The organism is Akkermansia sp. GGCC_0220 (assembly GCF_017566105.1).
GTDB classification, from domain to species: Bacteria; Verrucomicrobiota; Verrucomicrobiia; order Verrucomicrobiales; family Akkermansiaceae; genus Akkermansia; species Akkermansia massiliensis.
In genome coordinates, this window is the sequence record NZ_JABFCI010000015.1 from 1 (window position 1) to 19026 (window position 19026).

Below are 19026 nucleotides of genomic sequence, written 5' to 3' on the forward strand. Positions count from 1 at the left end.
TGGCGGCGGTCAGCGTCTTGACGCGCTGTTTCTTCAATTCCGCAAGGGCGTCTTCAGTACTTTCAATGTGCAGGCTCATGCAGTAAGGGAGGTTCCTGAGAATAATATAACGTTTTTTCCGGTTGGGGCGAGTGCAAAGATGTTAATATTCCTCTGGTCTGCATGATGACCAGATATGAATAAAACGGTGTTTTATGGTGAGCGGTTTACGAGTTTTATGGCAGTCGTCCGGGCTGGGGAGGAGCGTTTCCTGGTTTTGTTTGCGGGCCGGAGCATGGGCTGTCCCGGGTGCGGATGAAGAAGGCTGGGGAATACGGAAGGAATGTCCCGCATGTTCAGGCGCGTGTTTTCCCTGCACAGGCTGACCATGGAAAAAGCCTGATGCCCCGGATGCCGTTCGTTTTGCGAAAAAAGCCCTGCCATGGGCTGCATGGCAGGGCGGAAAAGGGAATGATCCTTTAAGGCAGGAAAGGGAATCAATAGTGGCCGTGGCGCGGACCGGTCATCCACTTCCAGGCTGTTTCCACGATGGCTCCGGCGTCCTTGCACCGGGCTTCCCAGCCGAGGATTTCCCTGGCCTTCTTGGGATTGGCAATCAGGCGGGGCGGGTCGCCTTCGCGGCGCGGGCCGTAGCGGACGGGGATTTTCCTGCCGGTGACTTTTTCAGCCGTTTCCAGGATTTCCCGGACGGAAAGCCCCAGGCCGGTTCCCAGATTGAAGCATTCCGTGGAGCCGCCCTTCATCAGGTAGTCCACCGCTCTCAGGTGGGCGTCCGCCAGGTCGTTGACGTGGATGTAGTCGCGGATGCAGGTGCCGTCCGGCGTATCGTAATCCGTGCCGAAGACTTCGATGTATTCCTTTTCCCCGGTCAGCGTGAGCAGGATGTTGGGGATGAGGTGGGTTTCCGGGTCGTGGTCTTCACCGATCAGGCCGTCCTCGCTGCAGCCGGAGGCATTGAAATAGCGCAGGAAAACGCTCTTGAGGCCCCAGGCGCGGTCGCAATCCTTGCAGACCTTTTCCAGCATGTACTTGGAGCTGCCGTAAGGATTGATTGGATCCTGCTTTTCCGTTTCCGGGATTGGAATCTGGGTGGGGACGCCGTACGTGGCGCAGGTGGAGGAGAAGACGAAGCGCTTGACGCCGGCGGCCTGCATGGCTCCCAGGAGGACGAGGGGACGGGCGATGTTGTTCATGTAGTACTTGAGGGGATCCTGGACGGACTCGCCCACGTTGATGAAGGCGGCAAAGTGAATCACGGCGTCAAAGCCGCCCTTCATCAGGAGGGGATACACGACGGAGGCGTCTCCCAGGTCGCCCTTGACCAGTTTCACCTCCGGGTCCACGAGGGCTCCGATGTGGCCGTACACCATGTTGTCCAGCACAGTCACGTCAGCGCCGATTTTGACGAGCTGGCGCACCGTGTGGGAACCAATATATCCGGCGCCGCCGGTTACAAGTACTTTCATGATCTTATCAAATTGCTGTTGGGCCGGTTCAACCTTTTCTCCGGCAAGGGTGTCCGTACGCGCCGGAACCTGCGGAAACTTCCGGTTCGCGGCAGGCTGCGTCACTGTTCCGGACACCTGTAAAAGTGACATGTTTTCCCCTTTTTGTCAATTTGTGATACGTCTGCCGCCGCCCATGCGCAGGATGCCGGACGCATGGGGCGGCAACGCTCCCGTTCCGGTGCGCAAGGGGCAAGGCTCCTTTGCATGGTCCGGGCGCTTTCCTCTGGCGGCGTGCGGGCCGCCTCCGTTTTCATGCCGGAAACTGCCCCGCTTTTTACTGGCTCCTGATGTGCATTTTTGAGAACATCCCCTTATTATGAAACCGTCCGAGATCAGGAATGTTCTGGAAGATCACGAAGTGCGCCCCAGCAAATCCCTGGGACAGAACTTCCTGACGGATGAAAATGTGGCGCGCTGGATTGTGGGCCAGCTTGAAATTCAGCCACAGGACTGCGTGGTGGAAGTAGGGCCCGGAACCGGAGCCCTGACGGAGCACGCCGCCCCTCTTTGCCGCAAATTGATTCTGGTGGAATTCGACTCCCGCCTGGCGGAATACCAGAAAGAGCGCTGGGCCGGAGATCCCCATGTGGAGGTTCACCATGCGGACGGCGCGTCCTGGGACCCGCGGGGATTGTTTGCGGAAGCTCCCGTCAAGTTCCTGGGCAACCTTCCCTATTCCGCGGGAGGCGCCATTCTCCAGAACTTCCTGTCCAGGCCCAGCGCCGTGGAACGGGCCGTGGTGATGCTCCAGAAGGAATTCATCGACCGCATTCTGGCGACTCCGGATGACGACGCCTTCGGGCTGTTGTCCCTGCGCATCCAGAAAAACTGGATTCCCCGCGCCCTGAAAACTATTCCCCCGGAAGCGTTCCATCCCCGGCCCCGGATTGATTCCACCGTGATGCTGCTCACGCCGCGCCCCGTCCGCGACCTGCCCCCGTATGACGACCGGCTGATGGACGAGCTGATGCGCAAGGCTTTCTCCCAGAGGCGCAAGCAGTTGAAAAAACAGCTTCCGGCCTCCCCTCCGTGGGAGGAAGTAGCCGCCTCCCTGGGACTTTCCCCTTCCGCCAGGGCCGAGGAACTGAATTTGGCCCAGTGGGTGGAGCTGGCGCGGGCTTACGACGCCAACCCCCTCAAGGACGTGGCGCAGAGCGGGGACGAATTGTTTGACGTGGTGGACGAACTCAACCAGATGACGGGGCAGGGCACGCGCCGGGAAATCCATGAAGGGAACCTTCTCCACCGCGCCGTGCACATGTTCCTGGTCAACAAGCATGGGGCTGTGCTCCTCCAGAAAAGATCGCTGTGGAAGGACAGGCAGCCGGGCAAGTGGGATTCCTCCGCTGCCGGGCATCTGGATGCCGGGGAAAGCTATGGGGAGGCCGCGGCGCGGGAGCTGAAGGAGGAACTGGGCATCTCCGGCTGCGAGCTGCGGAAAATTGCGGACTTTGACGCAGGTGAAAACAACGGCTGGGAATTCATCGCGCTCTATGAAGGGCGGTACTCCGGGAAAGTTCGTTTTCCCGCGGCGGAAGTGGATAGCGTGCAGTGGTTTACGCCGGAACAAATCCAGGCATGGGTGGAGCGCCGCCCGCAGGACTTCTCCCCCGCGTTCATTCCGTGCTGGAATGCATGGCTGGCCGCGAACAAAAACGCATCATTCTAACTCAAATACATATCATGATTAACCCTGATCAATTATCTCCGGAGCAGGTCCGGTCCATCCGGGACTGGGCGGAAGAAGGGCTGGATTTAAACGCCATCCAGAAGAGGCTGCATGAAGACCTGGGCATCAAGCTGACATTCATGGATACCAGGTTCCTGCTTCAGGACCTGGATATTCAAATCAGGCAGCCGGAACCGGAACCCCAGGCCGAGCAGCCGGCGGAGCTTTCCGGAGCGACGGCTCCCCCCGCCTCTCTGCTGGGTAAAACCCAGGTAACCGTGGATGAGATAACGCCTCCCCATGCCCTGATGGCCGGCAAGATTCTGTTCAGGAGCGGAGCCCAGGGCGTGTGGGACATCGACCGAACGGGCCGCATCAACTGGGACGCCACGCTCGGAGAACCCACGGCGGATGACCTGAGGGAATTTGAAACGGAGCTGCAATCCGTCATCCGCAGCCGCATGGGCGCCATGTAGGGAAAACAGCAGGCATCCCTGTGGAAATGGAACGGAGCAGCAACCCGGAACATCAGCCATGTTGCGATAAAAAAACCGGGAGGGAATCGAAAGTGAGATGACGGTAAATAAGCCGCAATGAAAATGAAATTCAAGATAACAAGCGATTTAAGGCAGGCAAAAAACATCGGGGCGGCTATAAAAAAATGCCTTAATGAAATCGGTGTGTTCACCTTGGCTGATCTTGAGAAAATGACTTCCGTTGAGGCATTTAAAAAAATATGCGGTAACTATCCTGACAAGACGGTGCCTGTATGTTATTACCTGTATTCTCTGGAAGGGGCGTTGCTGAACTTGCACTGGAATGACATTCCCTCTGAATTGAAAGAAGAATTAAAGGCAAAAATCGAGGATTGATCATTGGAATCAAATTATTGAAAAATTAATATTACCTTTACGGAGCCGGCATCCTGGCAGCGCAATTCAGGGGCGGACAGGGGAAAATTCTCCTGAACTTCGTTAGGGTAATCCAAACAGCAGAAGGAAAATCTTATGGAAATACCGGATGAAATGATTGAAACGCTGGTGCCTGCCGTGCGGGAGCAGCTGGAAGCGCCGGACACTGCCTATGTCAAGGCCTGCCTGGAGCGCCTGACGGGCCGGGAAAAACTGGAAGAGCAGGAAGCCCTGGAACTGATGGCGCAGGCCCTTGCCATCACCATTAATGAGATGGTGGTGGGCGGCCGCCCCTTTGATTCGGGAAAGTACAAGGCGCTTTTGAAAGATTTGCCGGCCCTTCCGGATGAGGCTCCGTGATAAATCTCGACAATCTCCGGAATTGATTCATAATCCTTTCTTTCACTTGAAATTTTATGGCAAAAAAACCATTAGAAACAGGTGCTCCGGAAGCGTCCGCAGCCAAAAAAACGGCTGCCCGCAAAACGGCTGCCAAAAAGACGGCCTCTACGACCAAGAAGGCCGCCGCGGCTGAAAAGAAGCCCGCTGCTGACGCCGCTTCCGTAGAAGCGCCCAAAATCAAAACGGTCAAGTCCGCCCCGAAAACCGCGGCCAAGGCAAAAACCGTGAAACCCGCCAAAAAGGCGGCTGACAAGAAGGCCTCCGCCGCTGAAGCGCCGGCTCCTTCCGTGACTCCGGCTCCCGCCGCTCCCGTTGAAAAAAATACCGCTCCCGAGGCTTCCCAAAGGCCTCAGGCTGCCGCTCCGGTCAAGGTCAAGCGCGAATCCTTCCGCCCCAACCGCAACCCGGAACAGCAGGAACGCCATGAACAGCATGGCGGAGACTCCTTTGCCCAGCCGGAAACCGTGGGCGGAGCTTCTGAAGGTTCCTTCAACAAGCGCAAGCGCCGCCGCCGCAATAAAAAGGGCAACGGCTCAGAAGACCGCCAGCCCATGCAGGACTCCGCTTCCTTCAAGCAGCTGGATGGCAAGAAAGTGGCCTCCCGCGCCTGGAAAATGTTCCTGGCGGAAGTGTCTGAAGAAGGGCTTGCCCTGATGGACGACCAGACGGCGCGTGAAGCCGCGCGCCGCGCCTTCCGCTGCGCGGAATTCTTCATGATGGAAGAATCCCGCCGCAAGCACGCCCAGAAGGCCGCCCCCCAGCAGCAGGAAAAAGCTTCCTCTCCGGAGGAAGACCGTGATTCCGAAGAGGATTCCGGCGAAGAATAATCCCGGCCTGTTCCGTTTTTGCCCTGCGGCTTGTGCCGCGGGGCTTTTTTATGCCCTTGGGAAAGACCTCTGAAAGGTGGCGGTGCTCTCCTAGGAAAGGCCGTTCCGGAAATGCGCTGGCGTCGTTTTCCCCTGATTTGCAGAATGGAAAACCCCTGTTTCACGCTTAAAGGTTCTTCCTGAATGGGAGCGAATCGATCTATTCTTCCGGCGTCTGTGAATGGCCGGACTTTTTTATCCGGGACATGGATGAGGGAAACGGGTTGAACCCGGTTGGCTTGACTGGGGCGGAATGGACACTCCTCCATCCATGCCGCTCTCATCAAGGAACGTCATGGGCATGGATGGATGCCGCCGCCTTTTACGGTGGAAAAAAGCAGGGAAGGGTTGCGTTTTTGCCGTATTCCTGTTTATACCTTCTTGCCGCGCCATTTTCCGCTCTTCAGGTACCACCACGCCAGTGCTATCAGGGCAATGCCGTAAACGTGTTCGGAGAACCAGCAGAGAGCCACGTCAGGCTTGAGCCTGATGACGATGTAATAAACGGCGGCGGTGTAAACAGTCAGGGAAATCATCTCCATGATGAAGCCCGCCTTCGTGTTGCCCGTGCCGGATACGGCATTAAACAGGATGAATGCCGGAGCCATGATCAGGGTGGAGGTGGACATCACATAAACGGAATTAATGCTGGCGGCAATCAGGGACGGATTATCCGTGAAAACTCTGAGAACGGGTTCCGGGAACAGGCACAGGATGACAAGCAGCGGAACCAGGATGGCATACGTCAGGTTAAGCGTCATCCCGCAGGTTCTGAACAGATAGCGCTGTTCCCCCGCGCCGATCTGGTTGCTGATGAGGGCCCCCGCCGTGGTGGCGAAGGCGCTGATCACCATGATGAGCAGCGCGGAAATATTGCGCACGATGTTGGTCACGGCCAGGGGGCGTTCCCCCAGATGTTCAATCGCCAGGAAAAAGATGAACCAGATGGAGACGGAAATGAAGGATTGCACCATGGTCCAGCCGGAAATGGACAGCATGCCTTTCAGCAGATGGGGACGGAACGTGAACGCCCGGCGGAAGCCGTACTTCCGCTTGTCTGCCGTCGTGCCCGTGTAAATGATGAAAAAGAGGAGGGAAACGGCCTCCGACACGCTGGAGGCAATGGCCGCCCCGGCGATGCCCATGACGGGAAAGCCGCCTTTCCCGAAAATGAGGCAGTAATTCAGCACCACGTTGCTCAGGAGCATCACGACGGAGTTAATCGTCAGAATCTTCGTTTGGGTAATCCCCACGTAATAGGCGCGGAACATCACGCAGAGGAAGGAGAAAAAGATGCCGTAGGTGCGCCAGTGCAGGTAATCCGCCGTGGCGTCGTAAACCTGCGGGGACTCGATGATATCCCGCAGGATGATGGGCGAAAAATATTGGGAGGCGGTGAACAGAACCACCGCCAGGGCCAGCATGAAATAACAACCCTGGATCATGGTGGGTCCAATGCGGTTGTAACGGCGTTCCCCGTTGCGGCGCGCAATGATGATCTGCGCCCCGAATCCGAAGCCGAAAGCCAGCATGAACATGGCCATGTAATACACGCCGCCCAGGGCGCACGCTCCCAGCGCCACATCCCCCACGCGGCCCAGGAAAATGGCGTCCGTCAGGCCGATCATGTGCTCAATGATCAGGCTGATCATGAGGGGATACGACATGAGCCATATCTTTTGATAGGAAATAAAGGAGGGATTATTCATAACAAGGGCGTCCCGCGGGCATGATCTGCCGGGAGCAGGCGCTAAAGGTCCGGCATTCTTGACTCAAACCGTTTTCATGCAAGAAAGAAATGCGTTTGTCTCCATGCATGTCATGAAAAACGGAGAAAAACCGCGGGTCAGCTGAGGGGAAGCCTGGTTTCCGGATACCGCAGCGGAGACTTGCTGGGCTGTTTCATGAACGCCAGCACGAATGCCACCATGCCCACGCGGCCCACGATCATGTTAAACACGATAATCCATTTGCCTGCATCGCTGAGTTCCGGCGTGACGTTCCAGGAAAAACCTACCGTGGCGAAGGAGCTGACTACCTCGAAAAACAGGCGTTCCAGGCTCAGTTCCGGTTCCGCAAAACACATGACCGTGGTCATCATGCCTACCCAGGCCCCGGCCAGGATAACGGTGATGACGGCGCGCTCCACCACGCTGCGGGCAATCCGGCGCTTGTGCATCACCACGTCCTGCTTGCCCTGCAAGATGCGCGCCACCTCCCCGCAGGAAACGGCGAACGCGGTGGTATGGACGCCCCCCGTCGTGGAACCGGGATTGCCGCCGATGAACATGAGCGCCCCCAGGAACAGGGCGTACGGGACGCTGTTGAGCGCCATGTCTGAAATATTGAACCCGGCGGTGCGCGCCGTGGCGTTGAACAGGCTTTCCCACAGAATCCAGTACCAGGGATCGGCAGAAGTGAACAGGCTGCCGTCAATCGCCTTGATCAGGAACAGGATCAATCCGCCGCCCAGCACCAGCGCGGCGGTCATGCGCACGACCAGCCAGCTGTACGTGGACCAGTGGCGGCTGATAGTGTTCCGGCTGTCCCAGCCCAGGGCCACCCTGGCGCGGCGGACGATCTCCAGGTACATCGCAAACCCCAGGCTGCCGCAGAGCACCATCACCATGATGGTAATCTGGCCGCCCATATTGTAGGCCACATCCGGCGTAGCCAGGTTGTCCGCAAACAGGCTGAACCCTGCGTTGCAGAAGCCGGAAACGGAATGGAACACGGCGTACCACCAGAGCGTGTCCCCCTCCAGCCCCGGTACGTTCCTCCAGGAAAAATAAAGGGCTATGGCTCCCAGCGCCTCCACCCCGAACGTGACGGCAATGATGTTCTTGATGAACCGGTCCACCTGGGCGATGCCCTCTTCATCCAGCAGGTTGCTGATGGTCACCTTGGAACGCAGGCTCAGGCCCTGGCCCACCATCAGGGAGACGAAATAAGTGAACGTCATGATGCCGAAAGCGCCTACCTGGAAAAGCACCAGCAAAATGGTCTGCCCGTAATTGGTGAAATGCTCATGGACGTTCAGGGGCACGAGCCCCGTGACGCAGACGGCGCTGGTGCTGATGAAATAGGCGTCCGTAGGGGAAAGAATGATGCCGTCCTTGGTAGCGCCGGGCGACATGAGGAGGGTTCCCCCCAGCGTAATGAAGGCAATCAGCGTGAGCAGGAAAAGCAGGGCCGGGCGGATGCGCGGCAGGTGGAACCCCCGGTTCCGGCGGGCCAGGCGGAAAAAATACTCCTTCAGGTTTAGCAGGGGAGCCGCTCCGTAGCAGAGGCAGAGGGCGCGGAAAATATTCTGAAGTTCTATTCTGGAAATAAAGGTGGAATTGAAAAAATTCCCGGCCAGCATGACCAGGATAAGGAGGCCCAGCCCCAGCTCCATCCACCGCGGGTTCCGGATGGACCTGGCAAGCCACTTCTCCCGCAGGATGCCGAGAACTCCGGTAAGCTGGCCGAGCACCAGCAGGGACAGGATTTCCCGGAAATAACGCAGGGAAAGCTGGTCCTCATGAATCTCGCCGAAGCCGTTCCACCACAGCAGCCACATCAGGGCGGCCAGCGTACACAGGCCGAACCCCATTTCCATGACCTCAAAACGGTTCAATAGCGGTTTTTCCCTCGTCTCATTCACAAGCCTGCAATGGTGGTGCCTCTGATGCTGAGGGGAGACTACTGCATACGGAAGGATTTGAGAAGCCCTTATATCGTTTCCATGCCGTCCCGGTTGCCGGGAGGAAAGAGGTCCTGGAAAATATTTTCTTTCATGTGCAGGAAAATAGTTGCCAATCCGCCGCCGCTGTGCATAATAACCCCCGTTCTTACCAAACCATGTGCGCTCGTGGCGGAATTGGTAGACGCGCTAGATTCAGGTTCTAGTGGGGGTTCCCCCGTGAAGGTTCGAGTCCTTTCGGGCGCACCAAATAGCCTCTGTAAGTTAATAGCTTACAGAGGCTTCTTGTTTGTAGTCACACTTTAGTCACACTTCGCGGAATTGATTTTTGGAATTATTCTGGTAGAATAAAAGGGTGAGTAAAAAGGGGTATCATAAAAAAGTAGTTCAGGAATTTAGTAACGACGTTCTGATTACGTTGACGGCAAAAAAATCGGCTCCGTATAAGATATGGTATCCTGTCATGTCGGCAGATGGAAAGAGACAAAAAAAATCTCAATACGCTAAATCTCTTGAAAAGGCGGTAAAGCTTGCAGAAACTCGTGTCGAAAGTATAGAGGCTTCAGGATTGGCTCATGTAAAGCCGTTAAGTAAGGATGAGGCATCGGCTATTGACCATTTCAAAAAGAAAAATCCTGACACATCATTGAGTGAAACCGTCAGAGAGTTTAGCTCTAAGAAAGAGAAGATAAGAGCAAATTTGTTTGCAGAAGAAGCCGTTGAACAGTTTGTTAAATGGTGGTCAGTTCAAAGAGAGGTAGGCTCAGGGTCAAAGCAGTATCAGAAGGCATTTGTTAATCGAGTTCAAAGGTTCGCAAAAAGTTTCGAAGGTCACAAAATGTCTTCCTTGTCAGAAGAAGAAGTTGAGGATTGGAAGAATGGATTAACTGATGAAAAAACGGGTAAGCTGCTAAGTTGCAAAGCAAGAAATGAATATCTCAGTACGATAAAGAAGCTATTCACGTTTTGTAGACTTAATACAATAGAGAAATTAGAAAATCTATTGAAGGAAAATCCTCCTAAAGAATTCTATTCTGTTTCAAATGTGGAAAAGATACTCGATGTTTTCAGGCCGAAGAAGTATGAGAATAAGCCGATGCATCCGTGTTATCCAAGTGTCGTATTGAGTATTTTTGCAGGTTTACGACAAAGCGAAGCTATTGTATTGGATTGGTCAGTTTTAAATAAGGCCATGGCTTCTAAAGTAGAAAAAAAGACTTTTGTAATTACGGAGTCAAAAACTGACCCTCGCCAAGTTTTAATGAATGAAACTTTGCTCAAATGGTTGGAAATTGTACCCGAAGAAGAAAGAATTGGAGAAGTTTTTAAGACTAAGGCTAAGAATAAGCAAAGAAAGCAGGATGCTTTTTCGGAGCAATTCCGAAATGCTTTGAAGGGTGTTGTTCGAGTCGCAAAAAATGGTTTGCGTCATTCATGTGCGACATATCTTGTTGCTAAACATAATGATTATCAATTTGTTGCAGACCAAATGGGAAATTCGGTAGCAATGCAAAGGCAGCATTATGTAACTCCATTAACCTATGAAGAAGCCATGGAGTTTTGGAATCTAACCCCCTATTCAGAGGTTGAAGCATTACAAATCGAACTTGAAAAAGAACGCGCCGAAAAAGAACGGCTAGCAAGGGAAGAACAGGAAAAAGAATGGAGAGAACAGTCTAAAAAAGAGGTCGAAAAATGTATTCGTGACACAGGTGGTATTGAACCGTTGCGTTATGCTGAAAATTTATCCGAAGAGGATGTCTGGGAGGATTTCTACGGTGAAGACTAAGAAAAATTGTACTTTCCTCGTCGGGTAATATGAAGAGCGCAAACCGGACGATAAAACACCAGCTACGCCCCAGAACGAGATTTTAGAGCGGTGGGATTCGAATGGTTCAGAATACAAAAAGATGATTATTTTGAGTAAAATCATCTATAATACTTAAAAGCATTTCTGAAGATGACAAAAATGCGAGAAGTATGTTGAAATAAGATGATGGATTTGTAGCTTTTTTCTGGCTCCCCCATTTTCAAAAAGACAGAGATTCCTGCATTTTGAAAACAAGAGTGGGGTGTCTTTTGCAATAAATATATCATTATCTTGATATATAAGAATTAATAGAAATGGAAATAATATTCTTTTTCTATTTATAAATAATTAAGAATAAATTAAAAACACATTTAATCAGATATCATAAAGGATAGATGGCATCATATAAAAAGAATATGAAGAAGAAAAATTATAGTTTAGAAAAAGTATCACAGGGAGAAATGAATTCTTTACAGAAAAAAGAATATGTAAAATATAAAAAACTTCTCGAAGAAATGAAATGTACTTGTAAATCAATAGGTTATAAATTTATTGCTGATAAATACAATCATTGTTTGAGCCATATTTCCTATACAACAATAGTCTGTAAATCAAGAATTTGCCCTTATTGTTCTAAAAAGAATTCTCAAAAATGGATGGCCATATTCAATAAAAATATAAATAAATTCTATGAAGAGAATAAAAAGAATGTGTTTTTTTCGCTTGCCTTGACAGTCAAGAATTGTCCTATAGAGGATGTCAAAGGAGAAGTAGAGAAAATGAGTAAGGGATTCGAAAAACTCTTAACGAGAAAGACCTTTCAATCTCTACAAAATCCTGAAATCAATCCGTCAAAAACAGATTGTTCTAAAAAGCGTTTCCAAGGATACGTGCAAGGGTACGTTAGGAAGCTGGAAGTAGATTATAGTGGCCCAGAAGAAGCTCATCCGCATTTCCATATCCTTTTATGCCTGAAACCCTGCATGTTAGGAAAAAACTATATCTGTAGGAATGTCCTATCTTTGATGTGGCAAGAAGTGATGGGCTTGGATTATGAGCCGCAAGTGAATATGAAGAGATTGAAGGTCAAGGAACAAATCCTTCAGGAATTGCACTACTTTGCCAAGCCTTTGAAAATCGAAGAAAATTTTCGGAGGTACGGTAAGCCTTTTATGGTGTGGCTTTGCAAGTATGAAAAGCAGATGGAGCGTAAGCGCGATATTTCTTTCTCTAAAATTTTTCAGGAATTGAAAAAATCCGCTCCTTACGAAAACCAATCCCTTCAGAAGACCCCACCATATTTTTGGAATCGCGATTTGGAAGACTATGTGGACTATTATTCGCCTCGTTCCACATTGCCACGGGCCTCTTGAGAAGCATTTTCTTCGATAGTCTGGGCAATCCAATCTTCTATTTTCATATTGGCCCTAACGGCCTCTTTCATTGCCAGATTGAGAACATGGCTACTCAGAGGAACCACCAATTGAGATTTCATCTCAGTGGGGGAAAGCCGTTCTCCCGCCATAATGCGGTGCAAAATAGCATGGAAATGGGTAGGTATGGAATTGCGCTTGCTAGAGAACCAGTTATCAACAGTTGACCTTTGTATATCAAGAGCTTTTGCCAACGCGCTCCGCGAAACGGCGTTTTCTTTCATCCATTTTCTTAACTGCTCAAGAGACACAATCGGAGCTTTTTCCATGTCGTCATTTTCTCCTCTATGAGCGATTTTGTCGAAAAATAATCTCTTCATCCTGCAATTCTTCTGGACAATCTGTCATATAATATACTATATACGCTCATAGGAGCGCATATGACGAATATTGTAGCGAAAGAAGAACAGGGCAATTTGATAGTTTTGCCGGATTTGTCCGCGCAGGCTTACGAATGGCTTTGCAAGAAGAGCGTTGAGGAACGGATTTCTGTTTCTGCCCTGATTGAGCGATTGATATTGGTTAAATTGGTTCGTCACAAGCTCTTGAAGAATGTATCTCCAAAATAATTTTTACCATCATAATACTATGAAGAAAAACATACTCATTGCAGGCATTCTCAGTGCCATTTCTCTTGCCGCTATTTCTCAAGCCTCAGATAATCCTTGGGAATACTACTGGGCTGGTAGTTCTCAGAAGAAATCACGGTCCTACAGCCAGTCCTATAATGAAACTACATATGGAGTAGGAATCAAAGGGCTTTATGCTTGGGCCTCTCAGGACTGGGAACCCGATATGGGAGGGGTACTTGCTGATTTCTACGAAAACATCAGTACAGAAAGCGTAATTCATCAGCTTTCAATCACATCTGGGTACATGAAAGGAAGTCATGATTTTGGTATTCAGGATACAAGTAGAAAAATAGTTCCATTGCTAGGGGGCTATACTCTGCATGTTCCTGTCTGTGACAGTGCTTCCCTCTATTTCGGTGCAAAATATGGAATAGCATGGACATGGCTTGACGAGAAATCCAAAACCAGCACGGCTTATCGTGAGGTAAAACAAAGTATTAGTATGTATACGCTCAATGCTGGATTAGTTTTTAATGTCAGTGAAAATGCGAAAATACAAATAGGATATGAGCTTATAGGCATGGGTTCTAATTGCTCTCCGTGGCATGCCATTGAGGCAGGATTTAGTTGGGATTTCTAATTTTCAAAGCATGACTAAACGTCTCTTTTTCTGATTTTGGAAGAAGGGGCGTTTTTTAGATGCGAAAATTAACGTGCATATGAACAAAACTTTAGGCAAATCGATATTGCTAATATTGGCTCTCATTCTCACAGCAGGCGTATGTTGGTTATCGGAAGAAAAAATCAATCAATCACAAAGGGCAAAAGAGAAAGTGGATATGATGACTGAAAATGCTATTAGAAAAGCGATTTTAACACGACAAGGACCCACTTTTGAAGAGGCAGGAAAAGCAGGTCAGAATGCTTTTATGGCGTACAGAGAAGCTTATAAAAATACGGAAAAAAAGGAATATGAAAAATATAATACTTATAATTTGATTCTAATATCATTAGTGATAATAGGATTTATATTAATTGTAGGTGTTATTTTTATTCTTTAAAAATTAGAAAATGAATAATATAAATAATGAAGAATGTAGCAGTGAAGAGCAAAGAAAATCAAAATGGTTTGTAGTTAATCTACTAAGAATATTTGCAGTTCTTCAGTTATTTTTCTCGGTAATTGCATTTGTAACAGCAGTTGGAAATATAGAAGGTACTATAGCCTTTTTAATTTTTGGAATAGGGATAAATATAGCGCTCTTATTTTATTTAGGCTCTGTATTATTCCAGACAATATTTTCTATTAATGATAATTTAAAAGATATTGTTGATAATATTCATCCAAGAAAATTATCTATTTCAAATGAAAATGATGGAGAAGATTCTATTGACGAAGAAATTATTTTTGATAATCAAGATGAAATAAATATTTCAAAATCAAATGCTCGTTGACCTATATAGTTAAAAAATATAAAAATGAATATATTGAATATAAAATCTATGAAAGAAAAAATTAATTTAGTGAGAAATTATTTTGGCAAATTTTCGATAAAACAAAAAATCATAGGGGCAATAATAGTTTTTATGACATTGATTGTAGGAATGTTTTTCTTGTTCTTCTATGAATCGGAAGAAGATAAGTTAAGAATTACTTTAGAGGAAAGGCTTACAAACTTTATGTACGAAGATTTTGAGTTTCCTGAAATGTTAAAGAAAGATTTAGTGAAATATGATGGGTCATTAGAAGATTATCTAAATGGTAAAGCAAAAGCTATCCCAATACATAAAAGCAAATATGATGTAGATGATTATAGCAGAGATATTTATGATACAATTACAAGGAATAAGAGTATAAAAATAAATATTTCAAAGATACATAATGACAAGTACGAATGTTTAGCAGAACTTAGTTCCTATAGAAAAGGTGAAGCTGGAATTTTGTTTTTTGATATGACTGTTCGATTTGAATTAATAGGAAATAGTGAACAATTCTCTACAGATATAACAAAGGTAATTCGTAATATTTATCGAATAAATCCTGATGGAAGTAAAACAAACATGGGTGATTATAAAAATATGGGCCATGCCTCAAGAGATTGTTGGAGGGTTGTGGAATATGAAAAATGATAAAAAGGCAGATGATAATTCTGTATGGGGGGCAGGCCTATTTGCTGGTGTTTTTATAGCTTTACTCTTGATAGGTATTTATTCCCTACTAGGTAGTACGGTAGCTATCATTTGTGGTGTTATATTATTAATATTAGAGATTTATGGAATATGTAAAAGTGACGATTTTGGGAAGGAGGTTCTATGGATAACAATATTCTTTACTTTTGGCGCTTGGGCTCACCTTATTGCTGAAGGAGATAAGGGGGGAGACAAAACTGAATTGAACACAAATGGTGATGTTCAAGAATGGCGCGGAAGTTATGAGACTAAATTGAGGACACAAGAAAACGGTCATGCTTGGAATAGGGCATCTCAGGAGGCAAAAATAAAATGTGCAAAAGCTTTACAACGGGCGTTGAAAAGAGACAATCCTCGATTTTCATATATGGATTACTATCGCATGTGTGAAGAATTCTATAATACATCAGATGAAAAGCTTCTTCGTCGGTCCATAGCTGAAGTTGTCGCCTTCTGTTTGGAGCTACAATACCTTCAGTAGTGTTACTAAAAAATCCTTCCCACATTTTCAGCTTTCAATCATCCAATTTATCAGGGTCTCATGGCCCTGATTTTTTATTCTCATGCGTTATCAAGAAAACACTTGTTTTTATAGTAACATTGTTTTATCATTTATCCATGAATAAGAAGGTCCCCAAGGTAGCTATTCTTTGTCGCGTATCTACAGAAGAACAGGATACCTCCAGACAAGTTTCCGAATTAAAGGCTCTCTGTCATGAAAAAGGCTGGAATGTTGTTGCTGTGGTAGAAAATCAAGAAAGTGGAATGAAACGTTCTCTAGCAGGCTTGGAGACCGTTAAAGAGCTTGCTCGGAAAGGGAAGATTCAAAAAGTCGTGGTTTCTGAAATTTCCCGGATTGCGCGAAGGCTTTCGGTAGTTTCCAAGTTCGTGGAAGAGATGGAAGATTTGAAGGTTTCTATTTTCTGGCAGAACCAAGGCTTGGAGACTTTGCAAGAGAATGGAGAAAGAAACGGAGTGGCAAATATCTTTCTAGCCGCTTTTGCCGAAATAGCCCGTAACGAACGCGAAATGACGGTCAAAAGGATTCGTTCAGGGTTGGCTTCTGCCAGAGAAAAGGGAAAAGTGTTGGGACGTCCTAAAGGCTCTGTACAGCTCATAGAGGATTTTCTCTCCAAGCATAAGGGTATTGTACGTCGTGTTCAGGATGGTCTGTCCTTCAGGGATATTTCCAAACTGGAAAAGTGTTCTTTTAGTACTATTAAGAAGGTAAAAGCCATCCTTAAAGTCACCGATAGCAGAAGAATCTAATCACACTTTAGTCACACTTTTCTAATATTAAATTTGTGAAATTTGTTAAAAATCTAGTTTTTATAAAATCATAACTTACTGACATTCAAATATGACTCTTTCCAAAGTAAATCCATAAAACTTTCGAGTCCTTTCGGGCGCACCAAACAAGGCCGTGCAAGTTAACTGCTTGCACGGCCTTACTGGTTTCTTGAGGATAGCGGTTTCCATTCAAAATGGCATCAGGTGCGGGAAAACGGGGCATTTTTTTGCAAATGACGGGAGTGGTGCTGCGAGGAAAGCTGCGCCCGCGGGGAATGAACGCGGAGCGCCTCAGTATTGTCTTGCAGTCAATAGAGAAATTAAAATCCCATGTTCCCCGTTAAATGTTTTTTCTTTTCCGCTTCCGTTGTTTTATTCCTCATGTGCGCGTTTGCTCCGGCCGGGCGTGCGGAGGCGAAGATTGAGGACGTCGCCTCGTTCAAGGGGGCGCAGGTGACCGGAGTGACGGTGTCGGACAAGGGCAGGATTTTTGTCAATTTTCCCCGCTGGCGGGAGCAGATTCCGTGCTCCGTGGCGGAGGTCCGCAAGGACGGCAGCTATACCCCTTATCCGGATGAGAAAACCAACCGGTGGGAGAAGGGAATGCCCGGAGACGGAGATGCGTTTGTGTGCGTGCAGTCCGTGGTTGCGGACGGAGACAGGCTTTATGTGATTGATACGAAGAATCCCATGATCGGCAAGACTGTCGCCGTTCCTGCATTGTACGTGTATGACCTCAATACGGACAAGCTTGTCAGGAAGTATCCCCTGGCGGAATCCACCAGCCCGGATTCCTATGTTAATGACCTGCGCGTGGACCGTGAGCATGGCAAAATTTATTTTACGGATTCCAACGATCCGGGGTTGATCGTCCTGGACATGAAGAGCGGAGAGAATTACCGAATGCTGGACCATCACCCCTATACGACGGCGGAACAGGACCATGTCACCGTTGAGGGGAAGAGGCATGACGGAAAAGTCCATGCCGACGGGATTGCCCTGGACCGGAAGAACGGCATCCTGTATTTCCACGCCCTGACGGGTAAAACCCTGTATGGAATACCCACCCGCCAACTGATTGACCGGAAGGTGGATGAAAGCAGGATTTTTTCCATGAAAACGCCTTCCCCGGACGGCATGATCATGGACGACCGGGGCAACCTTTACATGGGGGACCTGGAAGAGAACCGCATTGTCTATCTCACTCCGGACCGCAAGGAGATCAAGGTTCTGGCTTCCGGGGACGGAATCAGGTGGCCGGACACGTTCAGCATTCATGACGGGTACCTGTATTTCACCAATTCCCGCATTCAGGAAGCCAGCGAGGATATTTCCAAGATGGAGTTTACGCTGAAAAGGGTGAAGCTGCCGGAATAAGCGGCCTGGGCGGAGCGGAGGATGGCTGAGCCTCCGGCATCTGTGCCGTGAAACCGCTTGCGCCCTGCCGCCCTCCGCCGGAACCGCGACGTGGCTTGCCCCTGTTCCGGAGGTATTCTTCATCTTCCTTTACATGACAGGCGCCCCGGGCTACAGTCCCCGCGTTTTTCAGGAAGGCAATGATTCTTTTCAACTGTGACTACAGTGAAGGCGCCCATGCGGATATTCTCCGCAGGCTGGCGGAAACGAATATGGAACAGACAGCCGGGTACGGGGAGGACCCCTATTGCGACCAGGCCCGGGAGCTGATCGCTAATTTATGCGGCAGAACGGACCTGGACATTCATTTCCTCATTGGAGGAACCCAGACCAATTTCACGGTGATTGCGGCGGCCTTGCGCCCCCATCAATGCGTGCTGTGCGCGGATGCGGGCCATATCAACGTCCATGAGTCGGGAGCGGTGGAGGCGTGCGGCCACAAGGTTTCCGCCATTCCATCCCTGGACGGGAAGCTGACGGCCCGGCAGATTGAGGATGCGTGGCACGCCCATTGGGACGACGAGGCCCATGAACATATGCCTCAGCCCCGGATGGTTTATATTTCCCAGCCGACGGAGCTGGGGACCATTTATTCCCGGAGGGAACTTCAGGAGATTTCCGAAGTCTGCCGCCGCCGGGGGCTGTACCTGTATATGGACGGCGCGCGCCTCGGCTACGGCTTGTGCGATGAAGGCAATGATCTGGATCTGCCGGCAATTGCCTCCCTCTGCGACGCCTTTTACATCGGCGGCACGAAGGTCGGCGCCCTGTTCGGGGAAGCCCTGGTGCTGCGCCATGATGCCCTGAAGGAGGATTTCCGCTACATTGCCAAGCAGAAGGGCGGCCGGCTCGCGAAAGGGAGGCTTCTGGGCATCCAGTTTCTGGAGCTGTTCCGTGACGGCCTTTATTTCCGCCTGGGGGCCCACGCGGACCGTCTGGCCGTGATGCTCCGGGATTTCTGCCGCGCCAGGGGACTGGCGCTCCCCGTTGCCAGCGGGACGAACCAGCAGTTCGTCACGATGCCCGATTACGTCCTGGATGAGTTGGGGAAGAAGTACGGCTTTGCCTACCTGCGCCGGGAGGACCCCTCCCACAGTACCGTGCGTTTCTGCACGAGCTGGGCCACGCGGGAGGAAGACGTGCGGGAGTTGATGGCAGATATCGGCCGTTTGTGCTGAGGTGTTCCCGTTTCCGGGGAGCGCCGGGGTACCTGCACCGGGTTTCATTGTCTGCGGGGGCAGGGGGAAGATCGTTCTCCAGCTCATCCCTGGGAA

General features: G+C 49.6%; 20 protein-coding genes and 1 tRNA gene. 17 read left to right on the forward strand and 4 right to left on the reverse strand.

Annotation, left to right across the window (positions count from 1 at the left end; all coding sequences use genetic code 11):
* Window positions 1-476: 476 nt before the first annotated feature.
* Window positions 477-1466, reverse strand: a complete 990-nt coding sequence (galE, locus tag HJW02_RS10325; protein ID WP_102721324.1) for a UDP-glucose 4-epimerase GalE — start codon at window positions 1464-1466, stop codon at window positions 477-479.
* Window positions 1467-1824: 358 nt separating this feature from the next.
* Here galE and rsmA point away from each other — a divergent pair, with 358 nt between their 5' ends.
* From rsmA to HJW02_RS10350, 5 genes are all read left to right on the forward strand, one after another.
* A complete protein-coding gene (gene rsmA / locus HJW02_RS10330; RefSeq protein WP_102721242.1) occupies window positions 1825-3177 on the forward strand; it encodes a 16S rRNA (adenine(1518)-N(6)/adenine(1519)-N(6))-dimethyltransferase RsmA in 1353 nt (450 codons plus the stop codon).
* Between the two features lie 14 nt (window positions 3178-3191).
* On the forward strand, window positions 3192-3653 hold the full coding sequence (locus HJW02_RS10335) for a hypothetical protein (RefSeq protein WP_102721243.1): 462 nt from the start codon (window positions 3192-3194) through the stop codon (window positions 3651-3653).
* 117 nt (window positions 3654-3770) lie between these two features.
* Complete coding sequence (locus HJW02_RS10340; RefSeq protein WP_208050637.1) at window positions 3771-4049, forward strand: TfoX/Sxy family protein; 279 nt, start codon at window positions 3771-3773, stop codon at window positions 4047-4049.
* Window positions 4050-4184: 135 nt separating this feature from the next.
* Window positions 4185-4448, forward strand: a complete 264-nt coding sequence (locus tag HJW02_RS10345; protein WP_022398161.1) for a hypothetical protein — start codon at window positions 4185-4187, stop codon at window positions 4446-4448.
* A gap of 56 nt (window positions 4449-4504) precedes the next feature.
* Entirely contained in the window at window positions 4505-5317 is an 813-nt protein-coding gene (locus HJW02_RS10350) for a hypothetical protein (protein ID WP_146018175.1), read from the forward strand.
* Window positions 5318-5727: 410 nt separating this feature from the next.
* Here the strand turns inward: HJW02_RS10350 and HJW02_RS10355 are convergent, their stop codons facing one another.
* Window positions 5728-7065, reverse strand: a complete 1338-nt coding sequence (locus tag HJW02_RS10355; protein ID WP_022398159.1) for an MATE family efflux transporter — start codon at window positions 7063-7065, stop codon at window positions 5728-5730.
* 137 nt (window positions 7066-7202) lie between these two features.
* Window positions 7203-9002 carry a potassium transporter TrkG gene (locus HJW02_RS10360; RefSeq protein WP_146018176.1) on the reverse strand — a complete coding sequence of 600 codons (1800 nt, stop codon included), beginning with the start codon at window positions 9000-9002 and terminating at the stop codon, window positions 7203-7205.
* Between the two features lie 201 nt (window positions 9003-9203).
* Between HJW02_RS10360 and HJW02_RS10365 the strand changes: the two genes are divergently transcribed.
* From HJW02_RS10365 to HJW02_RS10375, 3 genes are all read left to right on the forward strand, one after another.
* Window positions 9204-9290: transfer RNA gene (locus tag HJW02_RS10365), tRNA-Leu, on the forward strand.
* Window positions 9291-9504: 214 nt separating this feature from the next.
* Window positions 9505-10830 carry a tyrosine-type recombinase/integrase gene (locus HJW02_RS10370; RefSeq protein WP_102721245.1) on the forward strand — a complete coding sequence of 442 codons (1326 nt, stop codon included), beginning with the start codon at window positions 9505-9507 and terminating at the stop codon, window positions 10828-10830.
* 437 nt (window positions 10831-11267) lie between these two features.
* Window positions 11268-12224: a protein rep gene (locus HJW02_RS10375; protein ID WP_146018177.1), complete on the forward strand. Its 957-nt coding sequence runs from the start codon at window positions 11268-11270 to the stop codon at window positions 12222-12224.
* Here HJW02_RS10375 and HJW02_RS10380 read toward each other — a convergent pair.
* Window positions 12188-12604: a helix-turn-helix transcriptional regulator gene (locus HJW02_RS10380; protein WP_146018178.1), complete on the reverse strand. Its 417-nt coding sequence runs from the start codon at window positions 12602-12604 to the stop codon at window positions 12188-12190. The genes HJW02_RS10375 and HJW02_RS10380 overlap by 37 nt on opposite strands.
* Window positions 12605-12664: 60 nt before the next feature.
* Between HJW02_RS10380 and HJW02_RS10385 the strand changes: the two genes are divergently transcribed.
* The 9 genes from HJW02_RS10385 to HJW02_RS10425 all read left to right on the forward strand — a co-directional run bounded on the left by HJW02_RS10385 (window position 12665) and on the right by HJW02_RS10425 (window position 18930).
* Window positions 12665-12853 (forward strand): hypothetical protein, encoded by a 189-nt coding sequence (locus tag HJW02_RS10385; RefSeq protein WP_146018179.1) that lies wholly within the window; start codon window positions 12665-12667, stop codon window positions 12851-12853.
* Between the two features lie 19 nt (window positions 12854-12872).
* Window positions 12873-13496 carry an outer membrane beta-barrel protein gene (locus HJW02_RS10390; RefSeq protein ID WP_180970986.1) on the forward strand — a complete coding sequence of 208 codons (624 nt, stop codon included), beginning with the start codon at window positions 12873-12875 and terminating at the stop codon, window positions 13494-13496.
* Window positions 13497-13575: 79 nt separating this feature from the next.
* Entirely contained in the window at window positions 13576-13917 is a 342-nt protein-coding gene (locus HJW02_RS10395) for a hypothetical protein (RefSeq protein WP_102733137.1), read from the forward strand.
* Between the two features lie 10 nt (window positions 13918-13927).
* Window positions 13928-14311 carry a hypothetical protein gene (locus tag HJW02_RS10400; RefSeq protein ID WP_146018180.1) on the forward strand — a complete coding sequence of 128 codons (384 nt, stop codon included), beginning with the start codon at window positions 13928-13930 and terminating at the stop codon, window positions 14309-14311.
* Window positions 14312-14359: 48 nt separating this feature from the next.
* Window positions 14360-14986 carry a hypothetical protein gene (locus tag HJW02_RS10405; RefSeq protein ID WP_102721249.1) on the forward strand — a complete coding sequence of 209 codons (627 nt, stop codon included), beginning with the start codon at window positions 14360-14362 and terminating at the stop codon, window positions 14984-14986.
* On the forward strand, window positions 14943-15527 hold the full coding sequence (locus HJW02_RS10410; RefSeq protein WP_146018181.1) for a hypothetical protein: 585 nt from the start codon (window positions 14943-14945) through the stop codon (window positions 15525-15527). Before HJW02_RS10405 ends, HJW02_RS10410 begins: the two co-directional genes overlap by 44 nt.
* Window positions 15528-15664: 137 nt before the next feature.
* The gene (locus tag HJW02_RS10415; RefSeq protein WP_102733139.1) at window positions 15665-16315 is read left to right on the forward strand and encodes a recombinase family protein; all 651 of its coding nucleotides are present in this window, start codon (window positions 15665-15667) and stop codon (window positions 16313-16315) included.
* A 402-nt stretch (window positions 16316-16717) separates the two neighbouring features.
* The gene (locus tag HJW02_RS10420; protein ID WP_180970987.1) at window positions 16718-17713 is read left to right on the forward strand and encodes an L-dopachrome tautomerase-related protein; all 996 of its coding nucleotides are present in this window, start codon (window positions 16718-16720) and stop codon (window positions 17711-17713) included.
* A gap of 179 nt (window positions 17714-17892) precedes the next feature.
* Complete coding sequence (locus HJW02_RS10425; protein ID WP_102721253.1) at window positions 17893-18930, forward strand: aminotransferase class I/II-fold pyridoxal phosphate-dependent enzyme; 1038 nt, start codon at window positions 17893-17895, stop codon at window positions 18928-18930.
* Window positions 18931-19026: the final 96 nt, after the last annotated feature.